Source organism: Nocardioides luteus, from assembly GCF_000960475.2.
Taxonomy (GTDB): Bacteria; Actinomycetota; Actinomycetes; order Propionibacteriales; family Nocardioidaceae; genus Nocardioides; species Nocardioides luteus_A.
In genome coordinates, this window is record NZ_JZDQ02000016.1 from 1 (window position 1) to 16443 (window position 16443).

Annotated in this window: 12 protein-coding genes; 7 read left to right on the plus strand and 5 right to left on the minus strand. The window is 72.2% G+C overall.

Annotated elements, in window-relative coordinates:
- Positions 1-400: hypothetical protein (locus tag UG56_RS28685; protein ID WP_218145208.1), on the minus strand; the 400-nt coding region annotated here is incomplete at its 3' end.
- Positions 401-582: 182 nt separating this feature from the next.
- Entirely contained in the window at positions 583-1704 is a 1122-nt protein-coding gene (locus UG56_RS12595) for an NAD(P)-binding domain-containing protein (RefSeq protein ID WP_371264386.1), read from the minus strand.
- A gap of 116 nt (positions 1705-1820) precedes the next feature.
- Here UG56_RS12595 and UG56_RS12600 point away from each other — a divergent pair, with 116 nt between their 5' ends.
- The 5 genes from UG56_RS12600 (at position 1821) to UG56_RS12620 (ending at position 8569) form a co-directional block, all read left to right on the plus strand.
- Positions 1821-3161, plus strand: coding sequence for a cytochrome P450 (locus UG56_RS12600; RefSeq protein ID WP_045550512.1), 1341 nt, complete (start codon positions 1821-1823; stop codon positions 3159-3161).
- A gap of 8 nt (positions 3162-3169) precedes the next feature.
- Positions 3170-4759: a succinic semialdehyde dehydrogenase gene (locus tag UG56_RS12605; protein ID WP_071327048.1), complete on the plus strand. Its 1590-nt coding sequence runs from the start codon at positions 3170-3172 to the stop codon at positions 4757-4759.
- Positions 4756-6303, plus strand: a complete 1548-nt coding sequence (locus UG56_RS12610) for a class I adenylate-forming enzyme family protein (protein WP_256206595.1) — start codon at positions 4756-4758, stop codon at positions 6301-6303. Before UG56_RS12605 ends, UG56_RS12610 begins: the two co-directional genes overlap by 4 nt.
- Positions 6300-7136: an SDR family oxidoreductase gene (locus UG56_RS12615; RefSeq protein ID WP_045551688.1), complete on the plus strand. Its 837-nt coding sequence runs from the start codon at positions 6300-6302 to the stop codon at positions 7134-7136. The genes UG56_RS12610 and UG56_RS12615 overlap by 4 nt, the downstream gene beginning before the upstream one ends.
- Before the next feature lie 122 nt (positions 7137-7258).
- A complete protein-coding gene (locus tag UG56_RS12620) occupies positions 7259-8569 on the plus strand; it encodes an APC family permease (protein WP_045551687.1) in 1311 nt (436 codons plus the stop codon).
- Here the strand turns inward: UG56_RS12620 and pdxR are convergent.
- Positions 8492-9883: a MocR-like pyridoxine biosynthesis transcription factor PdxR gene (pdxR, locus tag UG56_RS12625; protein ID WP_071327049.1), complete on the minus strand. Its 1392-nt coding sequence runs from the start codon at positions 9881-9883 to the stop codon at positions 8492-8494. The two genes, UG56_RS12620 and pdxR, sit on opposite strands and share 78 nt — an antisense overlap.
- 40 nt (positions 9884-9923) lie before the next feature.
- Complete coding sequence (locus UG56_RS12630) at positions 9924-10502, minus strand: hypothetical protein (RefSeq protein ID WP_045551916.1); 579 nt, start codon at positions 10500-10502, stop codon at positions 9924-9926.
- A 50-nt stretch (positions 10503-10552) separates the two neighbouring features.
- Between UG56_RS12630 and UG56_RS12635 the strand changes: the two genes are divergently transcribed.
- Together UG56_RS12635 and UG56_RS12640 are read left to right on the plus strand one after the other, a co-directional pair.
- On the plus strand, positions 10553-15367 hold the full coding sequence (locus UG56_RS12635) for an Lhr family ATP-dependent helicase (RefSeq protein WP_071327050.1): 4815 nt from the start codon (positions 10553-10555) through the stop codon (positions 15365-15367).
- A 4-nt stretch (positions 15368-15371) separates the two neighbouring features.
- Positions 15372-16124, plus strand: coding sequence for a DNA-formamidopyrimidine glycosylase family protein (locus UG56_RS12640; protein ID WP_045548559.1), 753 nt, complete (start codon positions 15372-15374; stop codon positions 16122-16124).
- On the opposite strand, the gene UG56_RS12645 is transcribed toward UG56_RS12640, so the two are convergent.
- Complete coding sequence (locus UG56_RS12645; RefSeq protein WP_045548558.1) at positions 16121-16357, minus strand: hypothetical protein; 237 nt, start codon at positions 16355-16357, stop codon at positions 16121-16123. The two genes, UG56_RS12640 and UG56_RS12645, sit on opposite strands and share 4 nt — an antisense overlap.
- Positions 16358-16443: the final 86 nt, after the last annotated feature.

The following is a 16443-nucleotide window of genomic DNA, read 5'->3' on the forward strand; positions in this document are numbered from 1 at the left end:
CCCACACCAGCCCTGAAGAACGGTTACGTGCAGGGTGGTCTCGACAAGCTCGACCACCGGTGCGGTACCTGTCCGCGACACACCAGGTCGCAGCAACGGCCGGCGAAGCCGGCGCCCGCGGGCCTTCCTTGCCGCCGGACCGGATCGAGACCCTCGAAAGCGGGTCGGCGGCCCACACCAGCCACGAAGAATCGGTCACGCGCAGGGCGGTCTCGACAAGCTCGACCACCGGAGCATCACCGGTCCGCGACACACAAGCTGCTGCAGCACCCAACGACGCCAGCGCCCGCAGAGCGTCCTTGACGCCGGACCAGATCGAGACCTCAAGAACGGGTAGGCGGCCCACACCGGCCACGCAGCAACAGTCACACGCGGGCGTGGTCTCGACAAGCTCGACCACCGAGGCATCACCGGTCCGCGATACACCAGGTCGCCACAACACCCGGCAGCGCCCGCAGGACGCCCACGACAGCTGTCCAGCCCGAGAAGACCCTCAAGACCGGGTCGGCAGCCCACACCCGCATCGAAGAACCGTCCCGCACAAGGTGGTCTCGACAAGCTCGACCACCGGGCAGCACCGGCCTACCCGCCCGACGTAACCATCCGTCCATCACCCGAGAGCACGCCCTCTGCCGCCCGAGGATCACCCAGCTGCCGCCGAACAGCGAGCGCAGCAGCACGCCCGGCACGACTGGCCCCGATGGTGCTCGCAGACGGCCCATAGCCGACGAGCTGGACGCGAGGATCGTACGCAGCAGTGACAGCCGTCTGGACGTCCGCGGACTCGCGCAGCAGCGGGATCCCACCGTGTGAGCTGCGCAGATGGAGGGGCGCGAGATGCGTGATGGCGGGCCGGAACCCGGTCGCCCACAGGATCGCGTCGACCGGCTCGAAGGCGCCGGACTCCCAGCGCAGCCCGGACGGCTCGATCCGCGAGAACATCGGCAGCCGGCGCTCGTAGACCCCGAGCCGCGCGGCCTCCTGCTCCTGCGGCCGCAACGAGAGCCCGGTGACGCTGACGACGCTGGCCGGCGGCAGCCCGGCCTCGACCCGCTCCGCGACCAGCGTCACCGCCTCCCGCCCGCGATCGGCGTCGAAGTCGGAGCGCCAGACGGGTTCGCGCCGGGTGATCCAGAGCACCGAGGTGAGCGGCGCGAGCTCGCCGAGGAACTGCACCGCCGAGGCTCCCCCACCGACGACCGCGACACGCTTCCCGACGAAGTGAGCAGCACCGGGATAGTCGTGGGTGTGCACCTGCTCCCCGAGAAAGCTCGTGGCTCCCGGGTAGTGCGGGACGAACGGCCGCGTCCAGGTCCCGGTCGCATTGACCAGCGTGCGGGTGAACCAGGTCCGCCCGTCGGCGGAGTGCACCGCGAGCAGGTCTCCGACGGAGGTCACCGACGTCACCGAGACCGGACGCTCCACCGGAAGATCGTGCAGGGACTCGTAGAGCCCGAACCAGCTCGGCACTGCGACGTTGGCCCGCTCGCCGGAGTCCCCCGGCGCCCGCCCGTCGGGAAGGTCGGCCACGCCGTGCACGTCGTGCATGGTCAGCGAGTCCCAGCGGTGCTGCCAGGCGCCGCCGGGGCGCCGCTCGGCGTCGAGCACGACATGGCGTACGCCCAGCCTGCTGAGGTGGTAGGACGCCGACAACCCGGCCTGGCCGGCACCGATCACCACTGATTCGTAGCTCTCCACAGACACCTCAACAACGCACCGAAAAAATTCCATACCCACGGAATGCTGCGGGAACACGTTCTACTTGACTACCCTCGACTGAGACTCGGGATCGGGAGGTCGGACACGATGGATCAGGCACCATGACAGCGACCGAGACGCTTCGCGAGATCCCACGACTCGCGCCCGGCGACCGCGGCCTCCCCTGGGTCGGCCGGCTGCTGGACTACTCGCGCGACCCGGTCGGCTTCTATCGGCACCAGTGGGAGACGTACGGCCCGGTCTCACCGTTCTTCCGGGCCGGCGAGACCGGGGTGGTCGCGCTCGGGCCGGACGCCTGCGAGGCGGTGCTCCGCAACAAGGACAAGGCGTACGCCAACGGGCCGGCGTGGGGTCAGATCGTCGGCCCCTTCTTCGACCGTGGCCTGATGCTGCTCGACTTCGAGGAGCACCACACCCATCGCCGGATCCTGCAGGAGGCCTTCACCCGGGACCGGCTCGCCGCCTACACCACCGCGATGCACCCGGCGATCGAGCAGGGCATGCGCGGCTGGGCCGGCGCCCAGGCGTTCCAGGCCTATCCCAGACTGAAACAGCTCACCCTCGACATCGCCGCGGACATCTTCATGGGCGGCGCCGCCGAGACCAGCCGCGCCGAGATGGACCGGGTCAACAAGGCGTTCATCGCCTGCGTGCAGGCGGCCGCGGGCGTCGTACGTGCCGATGTGCCGTTCACGCGCTGGGGCCGCGCGTTCCGGGGACGGAAGGTGCTGGAGAGCTTCCTGCGCCACTATCTCCCGGCCAAACGCGCCAACCGGACCGACGACATCTTCTCGGTGCTGTGCCACATCGAGACCGACGACGGCGAGCGGTTCAGCGACGACGACGTCGTCAACCACATGATCTTCCTGATGATGGCCGCGCACGACACCTCGACCATCACCACCTCGACGATGCTGCAGTACCTGGGCCAGCATCCGCAGTGGCAGCAGCGCTGCCGCGAGGAGGCTCTCGATCTCGGCCCTGCCCCCGCAATGGCCGAGATCGAGAGCCTCACCAGCCTTGACCTGGTGATGAAGGAGGCGCTGCGGCTGCGTGCCCCGGTGCCGGCGCTGATCCGGCGTACGGTCAAGGAGACCCGCCTCCTCGGCGTCCGCATCCCGGCCGACACCGCGGTGATGGTCGGGGTCCAGTTCAGCCACATGATGGAGGACTACTGGACCAACCCGACCGTCTTCGACCCGGAGCGCTTCGCGCCGCACCGCCGTGAGGACAAGAGCCACCGGATGGCGTGGGAGCCGTTCGGCGGCGGTGTGCACAAGTGCATCGGTCTCCACTTCGCCGGGCTGGAGGTCAAGTCGATCCTGCACCGGCTCCTGCGCGACTACCGGTGGAGCGTCTCCCCGGGCTACCGCGCACCCCTCGACAACAGCTCGCTGCCGTTCCCGAAGGACGGCAACCCCATCCACCTGACCCGGATCTGAGGAGATCGATGACCACGACGACGTCGGAAGCCGAGAGCGTACGTCCCGGATGGATCGACGAGGCCCGGCTCGCCTCCTGGACCCGATGGGTGTCGGCTCCGGTCTCCGGCGGCGACGGCACGCTGACCGCCGTCGCGCCCTACGACGCCCGGCCGACCGCGCCGGTCCCGTCGGTCACCGCCGCGGACGTCGCCGAGGCAGCGGCCACCGCGCGGGCGGCGCAGCCCGACTGGGCGACCCTCGACTTCCAGGACCGGGCCGAGGTGATGCTCCGCTTCCACGACCTGCTGGTCGAGCGCCAGGACGAGGTGCTCGACCTGATCCAGTGGGAGATGGGCAAGGCCCGGTTCCACGCCTGGCAGGAGATCCTGCAGGTCGGCACGATCGCGCGTCACTACGCCCGCCGCGGCGCCTCCTACCTGGCCGACAAACGCGTCCGCGGGGCCATCCCCGGCGTCACCTCGGTGAAGGAGGTGCGGGTGCCGAAGCAGGTCGTCGGGATCATCTCGCCGTGGAACTACCCGCTCTATCTCGGCGTCGGCGACGCCATCCCGGCCCTGCTCGCCGGATCGGCCGTGCTCAGCAAGGCCGACCCGCAGGCGCCGCTGACGCTGCTGTGGGCGCGGGCACTGATGGCCGAGGCGGGACTGCCCGAGCACGTGTGGCAGGTCGTCACCGGGCCGGGAGCGGCCACCGGCGAGGCGGTCATCGACAACGTGGACTACATCGCCTTCACCGGCTCGACCGCCACCGGGAGGATCGTGGCCCAGCGGGCAGCAGGCCGGCTGATCGGCGCGTCCCTCGAGCTCGGCGGGAAGAACCCGCTCATCGTCCGCCGCGACGCCGACCTCGCCCAGGCCGCGCGCGGTACGGTGATGGCGGCCTTCGCCAACACCGGCCAGATGTGCGTCCACATCGAGCGCGTGGTGGTGCACACGGACGTCTACGACACGTTCCGCCAGGCGCTGGTCGCCGAGACGGAGGGCCAGGTGGTCGGGCAGACCTTCGACTACTCGGCCGACGTCGGCTCGCTGGCCTCCCAGGCGCAGCTCGACAAGGTCACCGCCCACGTCACCGACGCGGTCGCGAAGGGTGCGACCGTGCTCGCCGGCGGCGAGCCGCTCGCCGAGGTCGGCCCCTTCGCCTTCGCTCCGACCGTGCTCGAGGGCGTGACCGACGAGATGGACCTGTGCCTGGGCGAGACCTTCGGCCCGGTCCTCGCGCTCTACCGAGCCGAGAGCGACGAGGATGCGGTCCGGATCGCCAACCAGGGCGAGGCCGGGCTCTCGGCGAGCGTGTTCAGCAAGAACGTACGCGAGGCCGACATGATCGCCCGCCGTATCCGCGCGGGCGCGGTCAACATCAACGACGGCGCCGCCCTGGCGGCCGGGAGCATCGAGGCCGGGATGGGTGGCATGGGGTCGAGCGGGCTCGGCCGCCGCCACGGCGCGGACGGGATCCGGAAGTTCACCGACGCCCAGACCGTGGCCGCCTCCCGGATGGGGCCGATCGGGCCGTTGAAGGGGCAGACGGTGGAGAAGTTCGTCAAGCTCGGCAACGGACAGCTCAAGGCGCTGCGGAAGATGGGGCTGCGATGACCGAGAGGGGGATGAGCGAGCCGGGGAAGCACAACCTGGCGGTGCTGGCCGAGGAGTCCTACGCCCGCCACGGCGACCACCCGATGGTCTTCTTCGAAGGCACCTGGCACTCCTCCACAGAGATCGCCGAGCGGTCCGCCCGGGTCGCCGGCGGCCTGCGGGAGCTCGGGATCGAGCCGGGCGACCGGGTCGTGGTGCTCACCATGAACACCCCGGAGGTCTTCGTCAGCTACCGCGCCCTGTGGCGAGTCGGCGCGGTCGTGACGCCGGTGATCTTCCTGCAGACCCCACCCGAGCTGCGCCACATCCTGGAGGACTCCGGGGCCAGGGCGGCCATCGTCACGCCCGAGCTGCTGCCGCTGATCCGGGCGGCCTCCGAGGGGCTCGAGCTCGCCGTCATCGTCGCCGGAGGCGTCGAGGAGGCGGGGGTGGTGGCGTACGAGAGTCTGGAGAGGGCCGACCCGATCGACATCGCGCCCCGCGGCGACGACGACCTCGCGGCGCTGCTCTACACCGGCGGCACCACCGGTCGGGCCAAGGGCGTGATGCTCAGCCACCGCGGGCTGTGGGAGTCCGGCCACGCGCTGCACCGGGTCGGCGAGAGCCAGGGCAACACCCGGTGGCTGCTGCCGCTGCCGCTCTCCCATGCGTACGGCCTGATCGTGGTCATCAGCGGCATGCACTCCTCTCGCCCGCAGAGCTCGGTGCTGCAGCGCTGGTTCGACGCCAAGGGGTGGCTCGAGCTCGCCCAGGAGCACCGGGTCGAGTCGAGCACGGTGGTGCCGTCGATGCTGCAGATGCTGCTCGACCAGCCCTACCAGGACTACGACCTGAGCTCGCTGCGCTCCTTCGGCAGCGGCGGAGCGCCGCTGCTGCCGGCGCTGCGGGAGAAGGCCGAGGAGGCCTTCGGGGTGACCATCCTGGAGGGCTACGGCTGCACCGAGTCGAGCGCGGTCATCGCCGCCTCGACCATCGAGGAGTCGAGGCCCGGGAGCGTCGGCAAGCCGCTCTCGCACGCCGAGGTGATCATCGCCGGCGCTGATGGGGAACCGGTTCCCACCGGTGAGGAGGGTGAGATCTGGGTGCGCGGTCCCGGGGTGATGCAGGGCTACTGGAATGACCCCGAGCAGACCGCGGCCACCGTCGTCGACGGCTGGCTGCACACCGGCGACATCGGCCACTTCGACGCCGACGGCTACCTCTACGTCGACGACCGGATCAAGGACCTGATCATCCGTGGCGGGTTCAACGTCTTCCCCCGCGACGTCGAGGACGCGCTCCTCGCCCACGAGGCCGTCACCGCCGCCGCGGTCGTCGGCCGTCCCGACGCCCAGCGCGGCGAGGAGGTGGTCGCGGTCGTCGCCCTCCATCCGGGGTCGCGGGCCACTCCCGAGGAGCTGATCGCCTTCGCGAAGACGAGGCTCGCGGCCCACAAGTACCCCCGTGAGGTGCGGATCCTCGACGCCGTGCCCGTCACCAGCGTCGGCAAGACCGACCGGAAAGCCGTACGCAGCATGGTCCGCACCAGCGAAGGAGAGTCATGACACGCCAGATCGAGGGATCCGCCGTCATCGTCACCGGAGGCGCCCGCGGCATCGGCCGCGCCACCGTCGAGCGGCTGGCGCGCGCCGGGGCGAAGGTGGCGGTGGGCGACCTGGATCCGGACCTGCTCGCCGACGTCGTGGACGCGTTCGGATCGCAGGTCGTGGCGGCCCGGCTCGACGTCACCGAGCCCGCCTCCTGGCGCAGCTTCCTCGACTCCGTCGCGGAGCTGGGGCCGTGGGACGTGCTGGTCAACAACGCCGGGATCATGCCGCTCGGGCCGGTCCTCAAGGAGGAGGACGCGCTCACCCGGGCGATCTTCGAGGTCAACGTGCACGGCCCGATCAACGGGATCAAGGCGGTCGCCCCGGCGATGGTCGAGCGCGGCCACGGCCACATCGTCAACGTCGCCTCGGCCGTCGGCCGGGTGCCGGTGCCAGATGCCGCGACCTACTCGGCCTCGAAGTTCGCCGTGGTCGGCTTCTCCGAGGCGCTACGGATGGAGCTGGCACCGGCGGGGGTCGACGTCTCGCTCGTCCTGCCGTCGGTCGTGCAGACCGAGCTCGCCGACGGGGTGCCACCCGCCAAGGGGATGAAGCCGGTCACCGCCGAGGACGTCGCCGAGGCGATCGAGTCGGTCATCCGCGAGCCGCGGCCCGAGGTCTGGGTGCCCAACTGGGCCCAGGCGCTGACCAAGATCACCCAGGCGATGCCGCGCCGCTTCCAGGACTTCGTCGACCGGGCCACCAACGCCTCCCAGCTGCTCGCGGGCGTCGACCCGGCGGCCCGGGCGGCGTACGAGGAGCGGGTGCGGAGGAACGTACGTCAGGGCTGAGCCGCCCAGGATCGGCTCAGGATCGGCCCAGGATTGGCCCAGGATTGGCCCAGGATTGGCCCAGGAGACGAGCGGCCGATTGGCCGGGCCCGGAGGGGTCCGCGCTCACTAGCGTTTTCCTCGTGAAGAACGACGGACTCTCCGTGCCCCAGGGCGCGGCCCTCACCCTCGGTGCGGTGCTCGGCACCGGTGTCATCTCCCTGCCCGCGCTGGCGGCGAGCGAGGCCGGACCGGCCTCGCTGGTCGCCTGGCTCGCCCTGATCGTGCTCTCGGTGCCGCTGGCCGGGACCTTCGCCGCGCTGGGGGCGCGGCACCCGGACGGCGGCGGGGTGGCGACGTACGCACGGCTCGCCTTCAACCAGCACGTCGCGACCATGGTGGGCTGGGCGTTCTACCTGACCATCGGCGTGGGGGCGCCGGTCGCGGCCGGGTTCGGCGGGGCGTACGTCGCCGACGCCTTCGGCGGGGGCCAGACCATGTCCCTCGCCGCGACCGCGGGGATCATCGTGCTGGTCACCGTCATGAACTGGTTCGGGATCAAGGTCTCCGGAGGCGTGCAGCTGGGGATCGCCGGGGCGATCGCGCTCCTGCTCGCGGTGGCGGTCGTGGTGGCGCTGCCGCATGCCGAGCTCGGCCGGCTGACACCGTTCGCACCGCACGGGTGGGGCTCGGTCGGCACGGCCGCGGCGATGCTGGTGTGGGCGTTCGCGGGCTGGGAGATCCTCTCCTCGCTCTCGGCCGACTACCACAACCCGGCGCGCGACATCCGCCGGGCGACGGCCATCGCACTGGTGGTCGTGACGGTGCTCTACCTCGGGATCGCGTTCGCGACGGTGGCGGCGCTCGGGTCCACCTCCGGTGCCGCTCCGCTGGCGGACCTGCTCGTCCTGGGTTTCGGGGAGCCGGCGCGCCCGGTGACCGCCGTGGTCGCCGTGCTGCTGACCATCGGGGCGATCAACGCCTACTTCGCGGGCGGCTCACGACTCGGCGCGTCGCTGGCCCGTGAGGGCGGCCTGCCGAAGGTCCTGGCCGACCCGCCGGGCGCGATCCCGCGGCGTTCGCTGCTCGCGATCTGCGGGGTCGCGCTCGGCACGCTCGCGCTGACCTGGGTCGCCGGTGCCTCGACCGATGCGGCGCTGCTGATGGCCTCGGGGACGTTCTCGCTGCTCTACGTGGTGGGGGCGGCGGCCGCGCTGCGGCTGCTCCCGCGGGGTTCACGGTCGTGGTGGGCGGCGGTCTGCTCGCTGGTCGCGGCGCTGATCCTGCTGGGCCTCACCGGCGCTCATCTGCTCGGTCCGGTCGTGTGCGGCGGCGCCGGTCTGGTGTGGTCGCTGGCCAGCTCCCGACGAGGCCGTTCACGCCCAGCCGGCGAGCCTGGCCAGGAGCTCCAGCCCGTGCGGGAGGCTCTCTGTCCGGACGGCTCCGTAGCCTAGGAAGAGCCCGTCACGACCGGCCAGCAGACGGTGGGCGGAGATCGTGTCCAGCGCCAGGCCCTCGGCCGCGGCACGCTCGGACAAGTCGGCAGGGAGGTCGGCGTAGGCGGAGAGGTGCAGCCCGGCGGCCGACGGGAGCACCTCGACCGGCCACGTGTCGAGGGTCTCCAGGAGGATCGAGCGGCGCTCGGCGTACGTCTTGGACGCCTTGCGTACGTGACGGGCGAGCAGGCCCTCCTCGAGGAAGCGCGCCAGGGCGGCCTGGGGCTGGACGGGGCCGAAGCCGTCGCCGAGCTGCTTGGCGGCCAGGAGGCTGTCGACGAGGGCGCCCGGGGCGACCAGGTAGCCGGCGCGCAGGCTCGGCAGCAGCGACTTGGAGAAGGTGCCGACATAGATCACCCGGCCCTGGTCGTCGAGGGCGTGCAGGGGTTCGAGGGGGCGCTCGGTGAAGCGGAACTCGCTGTCGTAGTCGTCCTCGACGATGCCCGCGTCGTGGGTGTTCGCGAAGGCGAGCAGGGCTCGGCGGCGTGGGAGGGAGAGGCGTACGCCGAGCGGGAACTGGTGGCTCGGGGTCGTGTAGACGAGCCGGGCCCGCTCGGGGATCTGCTCGACGATCAGGCCCTCCTCGTCGACCGGGACCGGGACCACGCGGGCGCCGTGGGAGGCGAAGAGGTCTCGCGCGGAGGAGTAGCCCGGGTCCTCGACCGCGACGACGTCACCGGGTTCGAGCAGCACGCGCGCGACGAGGTCGAGCGCCTGCTGGGTGCCGCTGGTGACCACGATCCGGTCCGGGTCGGCGCGTACCCCACGGTGGTAGGCGACCGTGTGTGCCAGCGCCTCGCGCAGCCTCGGCAGACCCGCCGGGGAGGCGTAGGCGCCGGGGCTGTGGCCGCGCAGCCGCGACTCCGCCGCCAGGATCCGCCGCCAGGTGTCGAACGGGAAGAGCTCGGCGTCGGGGATCCCCACGCGCAGGTCGTACGCCGGGACCGCCGCCTCCGCGCTCGTCGGCCGCGGCGTCCACCGCCAGCCCGGGCGTGGCCTCAAGGACCCCGGGGCGCTGGCCGCGCGAGTGCCGGCGGCGGCCGCGACGTACGTGCCCGCGCCCACGCGCGACTCCAGGAACCCCTCGGCGACCAGACGCTCGTAGACGTTGGCGACGGTGGTGCGGGAGATGCCCAGGTCGGTCGCGAGCGCGCGGCTGGCCGGGAGCCGGTCGCCGGCCTTCAGCCTGCCGTCGCCGAGCGCGTCGCGCAGCGCCCGGTAGAGCGACGCGGATCTCACCGCGCGGTCGGTCAGGTCAAGCGCGAGGTCCACAGCGGGATTGGACCACACCTGAGCGCCTGGCGCGCGAGGTTCAGGGATCGGTCGGCAGTCCGAGGCGGGTGATGATCTCCTCGGCGGTCTCGGCCGCGGAGAGGCGGGTGTTGTCGACCACGGTGTGCGGGAGGTCCAGCGGGAACGGCACCTCCGGGCCGGTGGAGAGCTCGTGGCGCTCGTTCCAGTCCACGACGTTGGCCCGGGCCCACTCGGTGTCGCGCTTGGACGGCTTCGCGGCCAGCCGCTCCGGGGTGCCCTCGCGGCCCAGGCGCGTGGGCAGGTCGGCGTACAGCTCGACGAAGTCGATCCGCCCTCCCGCCGCGGCCACCGGGGCGATCAGCGTCTCGACCGCCCGCGTGTCCTCGGGCAGGTCGAGCGCCCAGACGAAGGTGAAGATCAGGCCCGGGAGCTCGGAGGCCACCGCCTCCTCGATCACCCGGCGCCGGAACTCGGCCTTGAGCACCCCGAACGACGGCATCTCCCAGTCGAAGACCTCCAGCAAGGGCTCGATCGTGGCGTGGTTGTGGAAGAGGCGGTAGGGCGTACGTGCCGCGATCTCCCTGCCCACGCTCATCTTGCCGACCGCCGGTGGGCCGAAGAGGTTGATGAGATGCATGAGGTCAGTGTGGCCGCTGAGTGTCGGTGGTCGCGACTAGGTTTGTCCTCATGACCGACACCTCTCAGGCGTTGGCGCGGTTCAGCGACCCGACACGTACGTGGTTCGCGGCTGCCTTCGCGGCGCCGACCGCGGCGCAGGCCGGTGCCTGGGAGGCCATCGGGGCCGGACGCAACGCGCTGGTGGTGGCGCCCACCGGGTCCGGCAAGACGCTCAGCGCGTTCCTGTGGTCGATCGACAAGCTGCTGACCGAGCCGGTGCCACCGAAGTCGGACCGCTGCCGGGTCCTCTACATCTCCCCGCTCAAGGCGCTCGGCGTCGACGTCGAGCGCAACCTGCGCAGCCCGCTGGTGGGCATCCGGCAGACCGCCGAGCGGCTGGGCGTGGAGGCGCCCGAGGTGCGGGTCGGGGTGCGGTCGGGCGACACGGCCGCGGCCGACCGGCGGCGCCTGACGACCGCTCCTCCCGACATCCTGATCACCACGCCCGAGTCGCTGTTCCTGATGCTGACCAGCCAGGCGCGCGAGACCCTGCGCAACGTCGAGACGGTGATCGTCGACGAGGTGCACGCGGTCGCGGCGACCAAGCGTGGCTCCCACCTGGCCCTGACCCTGGAGCGCCTCGACGCCCTGCTGGAGAAGCCGGCGCAGCGGATCGGGCTGTCGGCGACCGTGCGCCCCCTGGAGGAGGTGGCCCGTTATCTCGGAGGCGCCCAGCCCGTCGAGATCGTCGCACCGCCGGCCGAGAAGCGGTGGGACCTGAGCGTCGTCGTGCCGGTCGAGGACATGACCGCGCCGAGCCCCTACAGCGAGGACGAGGACGACGACCCGCAGCGGGCCTCCTCGATCTGGCCCCACGTCGAGGAGCACGTCGCCGACCTGGTCACCGCCCACCGCTCGACCATCGTCTTCGCCAACTCCCGCCGGATCGCCGAGCGGCTGACCGCGCGGCTCAACGAGATCGCCTCCGACCGGGTCTTCCAGACCGGGCCGCCGGGGCCCGCGGTGGTCGAGCCTGTCGAGACCACCCGACCCGGCACAGCTCCCCCGGCGCAGGTCATGGCTCAGTCCGGCCAGTCCTATGGCGCGGCTCCGGTGATCGCCAAGGCCCACCACGGCAGCGTCTCGAAGGAGCAGCGGGCGCTGATCGAGGACGACCTCAAGTCCGGCCGGCTGCCGGCGGTGGTGGCGACCTCCAGCCTCGAGCTCGGCATCGACATGGGCGCGGTCGACCTCGTCGTCCAGATCGAGTCACCACCCAGCGTCGCCTCCGCGCTCCAGCGCGTGGGGCGGGCCGGTCATCAGGTCGGGGAGGTCTCCCGCGGCGTACTCTTCCCGAAGCACCGCGGCGACCTGGCCCAGACCGCGGTCTCGGTGCAGCGGATGCGCGCCGGGCTGATCGAGTCGATGAGCCTGCCGGCCAATCCGCTCGACGTGCTCGCCCAGCAGATCGTCGCCGCCACCGCCCTCGACACCTGGGACGTCGACGAGCTGTTCGCGCTGGTCAGGAGGACGGCGTCGTACGCCACCCTCCCCCGCTCCGCCTACGACGCGACCCTCGACCTGCTCGCCGGGCGCTACCCGAGCGAGGAGTTCGCCGAGCTGCGCCCGCGCATCGTGTGGGACCGGGTCGCCGGGACGGTCACCGGACGTCCGGGAGCGCAGCGGCTGGCGGTCACCAGCGGTGGCACCATTCCCGACCGCGGGCTCTTCGGCGTCTTCATCGCCGGTGAGGGTGCCGGCCGGCGGGTGGGTGAGCTCGACGAGGAGATGGTCTACGAGTCGCGCGTCGGCGACGTCTTCGCGCTGGGGGCGACGTCGTGGCGGATCGAGGACATCACCCACGACCGGGTGCTGGTGACGCCGGCGCCGGGAGTCCCGGGACGGCTGCCGTTCTGGAAGGGCGACTCGCTCGGCCGGCCTGCCGAGCTCGGCGAGGCGGTCGGCGCCTACACCCGTGAGCTCGGCGCGCTCCCGCGGGCGAAGGCAGAGGCCCGGGCGCAGGAGGACGGCCTCGATGCCTACGCGGCCGCCAACCTGGTCACCTACCTGCACGAACAGGCCGAGGCCACCAATGTCCTCCCCTCCGACAGCAACATCGTCGTCGAGCGGTTCCGCGACGAGCTGGGCGACTGGCGGCTGGTGGTCCACTCCCCCTACGGCCGCCCGGTCCACGCGCCGTGGGCGCTGGCGATCAACGCCCGGATCCGGGAGCGCTACGGGGTCGACGGGCAGGCGATCGACAGCGACGACGGCATCGTGATCCGGCTGCCCGACACCGACGCCGAGGCGCCGACCGGCGAGATCATCGTCTTCGAGCCCGACGAGATCGAGGACCTGGTCACCACCGAGGTCGGCGGGTCGGCGCTGTTCGCCAGCCGTTTCCGCGAGTGTGCCGCGCGGGCGCTGCTCCTCCCCCGCCGTGACCCCGGCCGCCGCTCGCCGCTGTGGCAGCAGCGGCAGCGCTCGGCCGCGTTGCTCGAGGTCGCCTCCCAGTATCCGAGCTTCCCGATCGTTCTCGAAGCCGTACGCGAGTGCCTCCGCGACGTCTACGACCTCCCCTCCCTCGTCGGCCTCCTCCAGCGCATCGAACGGCGCGAGATCGCGATCGTCGACGTCGCCACCCCGACCCCCTCCCCCTACGCCCAGTCGCTCCTGTTCGGCTACGTCGCCCAGTTCCTCTACGAGGGCGACTCCCCGCTGGCCGAGCGCCGCGCCGCCGCCCTCACCCTCGACCAGGGTCTCCTCGCCGAGCTCCTCGGCCGCGCCGAGCTCCGCGAGCTCCTCGACCCCGACGTCCTCGCCGAGGTCGAGTCCGAGCTCCAGCGCCTCGCTCCCGGGAGGAAGGCTCGAGGCGCCGAAGGCATCACCGACCTCATCCGCACCATCGGCCCCCTCACCCTCGACGAGATCACCGCCCGCACCACCCTCGCCGAGGCGTCAGCCGCGTCGGCCGAAGCGTCACGTACGTCGGCCGAGACGTCAGCCGCGTCGAGCGAAGCGTCACGTACGTCGGCCGAGACGTCGGGGACTGACGTTTCGGCCGACGGGAGTGACGCCTCGACCGACCGCAGTGACCTTTCGACCAACGCGAGCGACTTCTCGGCTGACCGGGCCGACGCCTCGACCGACGTACGCGACGCCTCGGCCGACCGGGCCGACGTCTCGGCTGTGCTCGATGACCTCGCCACGGCTCGGCGGGTGGTCGAGGTGCGGGTGGCCGGGGAGGCTCGGTGGGCGGTGGTCGAGGACGTGGCCAGGCTGAGGGACGGGCTGGGGGTGGCGGTTCCTCCGGGCGTACCGTCGGCGTTCACCGAGCCGGTCGAAGATCCGGTGGGCGACCTGGTCTCGCGTTACGCGCGGTCGCACGGGCCGTTCACGGCTGCCGATGTGGCCACGAGGCTGGGGCTGGGCGAGGCGGTCGTGCGGCACACCCTGGCGCGGCTCTCGGCGCGTGGGCGGGTGCTCGACGGGGAGTTCCGGCCGGGCGGGAGCGGGCTGGAGTGGTGCGATGCCGAGGTGCTCCGGATGCTGCGCCGGCGCTCGCTGGCCCGGCTGCGCAAGGAGGTCGAGCCGGTCGAGCCGGCGGCGCTGGGCAGGTTCCTGCCGGCGTGGCAGAAGACATCGGTACGCAAGGGCGCGCTGCGCGGGGTCGACGGCGTGCTCAGCGTCGTCGACCAGCTGGCGGGCTGCCCGGTCCCGGCGAGCGCACTGGAGAGCCTGATCCTGCCCGCCCGGGTGGTCGACTACGAGCCCGCGTTCCTCGACGAGCTGACCGCGGGTGGCGAGGTCCTCTGGGCCGGCCACGGCACCCTGCCCGGCACCGACGGCTGGGTCTCGCTGCACCCGGCCGACACCGCCGAGCTGACCCTGCCACCACCCGCCGAGATGCCATCCGGCCCGCTCGCCGAACGGCTCCTCGAAGCCCTCGAGCCCGGTGGCGCCTGGTTCTTCCACCAGCTCGCCCGCACGGTGATGACAGACGAGGACAAGACCCCGAGCGACGCCGATCTCAGCGCCGCCCTGTGGGAGCTGGTCTGGTCGGGCCGGGTCAGCAACGACACCCTGCTCCCGCTGCGCGCGCTGACCCGCTCCGGCACGCCGTCGCACCGCTCCCGGAGGCCGCCGCCGAGGGCCCGCGGTGGCCGCTACACCGGCGGCGCCCGGATGCCGGCGCGAGCGAGCCTCCCGGAGACGGCCGGACGTTGGACGATCCTTCCCGAGCCCGATCCCGACCCCACCAAGCGCGCCCACGCGGCCGCCGAGCGGCTGCTGGAACGCCACGGCGTGGTCACCCGCGGCGCGGTCCAGTCCGAGCGCACGCCCGGAGGGTTCGCCGCCGTCTACAAGGTGCTCAGCGCCTTCGAGGAGTCCGGAAGGGCCCGGCGGGGCTACTTCGTCGAGGGCCTGGGTGCCGCCCAGTTCGGCACCGCGGGATCGGTCGACCGGCTGCGCACCTTCTCCCGGGTCGAGCCGAGCGACAAGCCCGTCGCTCTCGCGCTCGCCGCAACCGACCCCGCCAACCCCTACGGCGCCGCGCTGCCCTGGCCGGCCTCCGAGGAGGGCCACCGGCCGGGCCGCAAGGCGGGCGCGATCGTGGTGCTGGTCGACGGCGAGCTGGCGATGTACGTCGAGCGCGGCGGCCGCACGCTGCTGACCTGGTCCGAGGATCCCAACCTCCTCGAGCCGGGCGCCGAGGCGCTGGCCGACGCCGTCCGGCGAGGGGCCCTGGGACGGCTGACGGTCGAGAAGGCCGACGGCGCCCCGCTGCTCGGCTCGGGTGAGACCCCGCTGCGGCAGGCGCTCCAGTACGCCGGCTTCATCGCCACCCCGCGCGGCCTGCGCCTGACCGCGCAGAGCAGGTGACGACGTGCCCGAAGGCGACGCCGTCCTCCGCACCGCCCGTTCCCTCGACAAGGGGCTGGCGGGGCAGGTTCTGACGCGTACGGACTTCCGGGTCCCGCAGCTGGCCACGGCCGACCTCTCCGGCGGCACGGTCCTCGGGACGGTGACCCGCGGCAAGCACCTGCTGACCCGGATCGACCATCGCACCGGAGAGTGGACGCTCCACACCCATCTGAAGATGGAGGGGTCCTGGCGGGTCCTCGAAGCCGGGCAGCGCTGGCCGAAGCCGGCGTTCCAGGCACGGGTCGTGCTCCGCACCGAGAAGAAGGAGGCCGTCGGCTTCCTCCTCGGCATCGTCGAGCTGCTCCCCCGCGACCAGGAGGAACGTCCGGTCGCCCACCTCGGCCCCGACATCCTCGCCGACACCTGGGACGCCGACACGGCCCTCGAACGCCTCGCCCGGCAGCCGGACCGGCCGCTCTTCGAGGCGCTTCGCGACCAGACCAACCTCGCCGGGATCGGCACGATCTACGCCGCCGAGACCTGCTTCATCGCCGGCATCAACCCGCTGCGTACGGTCGCCGAGGCGGGCGACAGACTCCCCCGGATCCTGCAGCGCACCCGCGACCTGATGCAGGCCGACTGGTCGCGCTCCCGGCAGATGTGGGTCTACGGCCGCCGGGCGTGCCGACGCTGCGGCGGCACCGTGACCGTGGCCAAGGTCGGCCCGCTCAGCAAGGAGCGCCCGGCCTACTACTGCGGCACGTGCCAGTCCTAGCGGCCGTGCAGCAGCCGTATCCGGATCTGGGCGATCCGGACCCGGGTCTCGCGCATGTGGCGGGCGACGTGGGCGCGCTCGCCGGGAGCGACCGAGGTGAACTCGTCGCGAAGGATGTTCAGCGTCTCCTCCAGCCCGAACAGCTCGGCCTCGAGCAGGTCGGGAGAAACCGAGTCACCCTCGGGCCGTGGCGCCGGGATCGCCAGGTCTGGACGCTCGTTCTCGACAGCCATGCGCATTGCACCATCTCCCCATGAACCGCGCGGACCCGTGGTGGGTCCACATCAGGCAAGGAGACGGAAACGCGCGCTGTGAGACA

Excerpts from the sequence above, each read along its gene's own strand:
- UG56_RS12635 (WP_071327050.1), top strand. The coding sequence starts at position 10,553 with ATGACCGACACCTCTCAGGCGTTGGCGCGGTTCAGCGACCCGACACGT.
- UG56_RS12600 (WP_045550512.1), top strand. The coding sequence starts at position 1,821 with ATGACAGCGACCGAGACGCTTCGCGAGATCCCACGACTCGCGCCCGGC.
- UG56_RS12615 (WP_045551688.1), top strand. The coding sequence starts at position 6,300 with ATGACACGCCAGATCGAGGGATCCGCCGTCATCGTCACCGGAGGCGCC.
- UG56_RS12605 (WP_071327048.1), top strand. The coding sequence starts at position 3,170 with ATGACCACGACGACGTCGGAAGCCGAGAGCGTACGTCCCGGATGGATC.
- UG56_RS12630 (WP_045551916.1), bottom strand. The coding sequence starts at position 10,502 with ATGCATCTCATCAACCTCTTCGGCCCACCGGCGGTCGGCAAGATGAGC.
- UG56_RS12645 (WP_045548558.1), bottom strand. The coding sequence starts at position 16,357 with ATGGCTGTCGAGAACGAGCGTCCAGACCTGGCGATCCCGGCGCCACGG.
- UG56_RS12610 (WP_256206595.1), top strand. The coding sequence starts at position 4,756 with ATGACCGAGAGGGGGATGAGCGAGCCGGGGAAGCACAACCTGGCGGTG.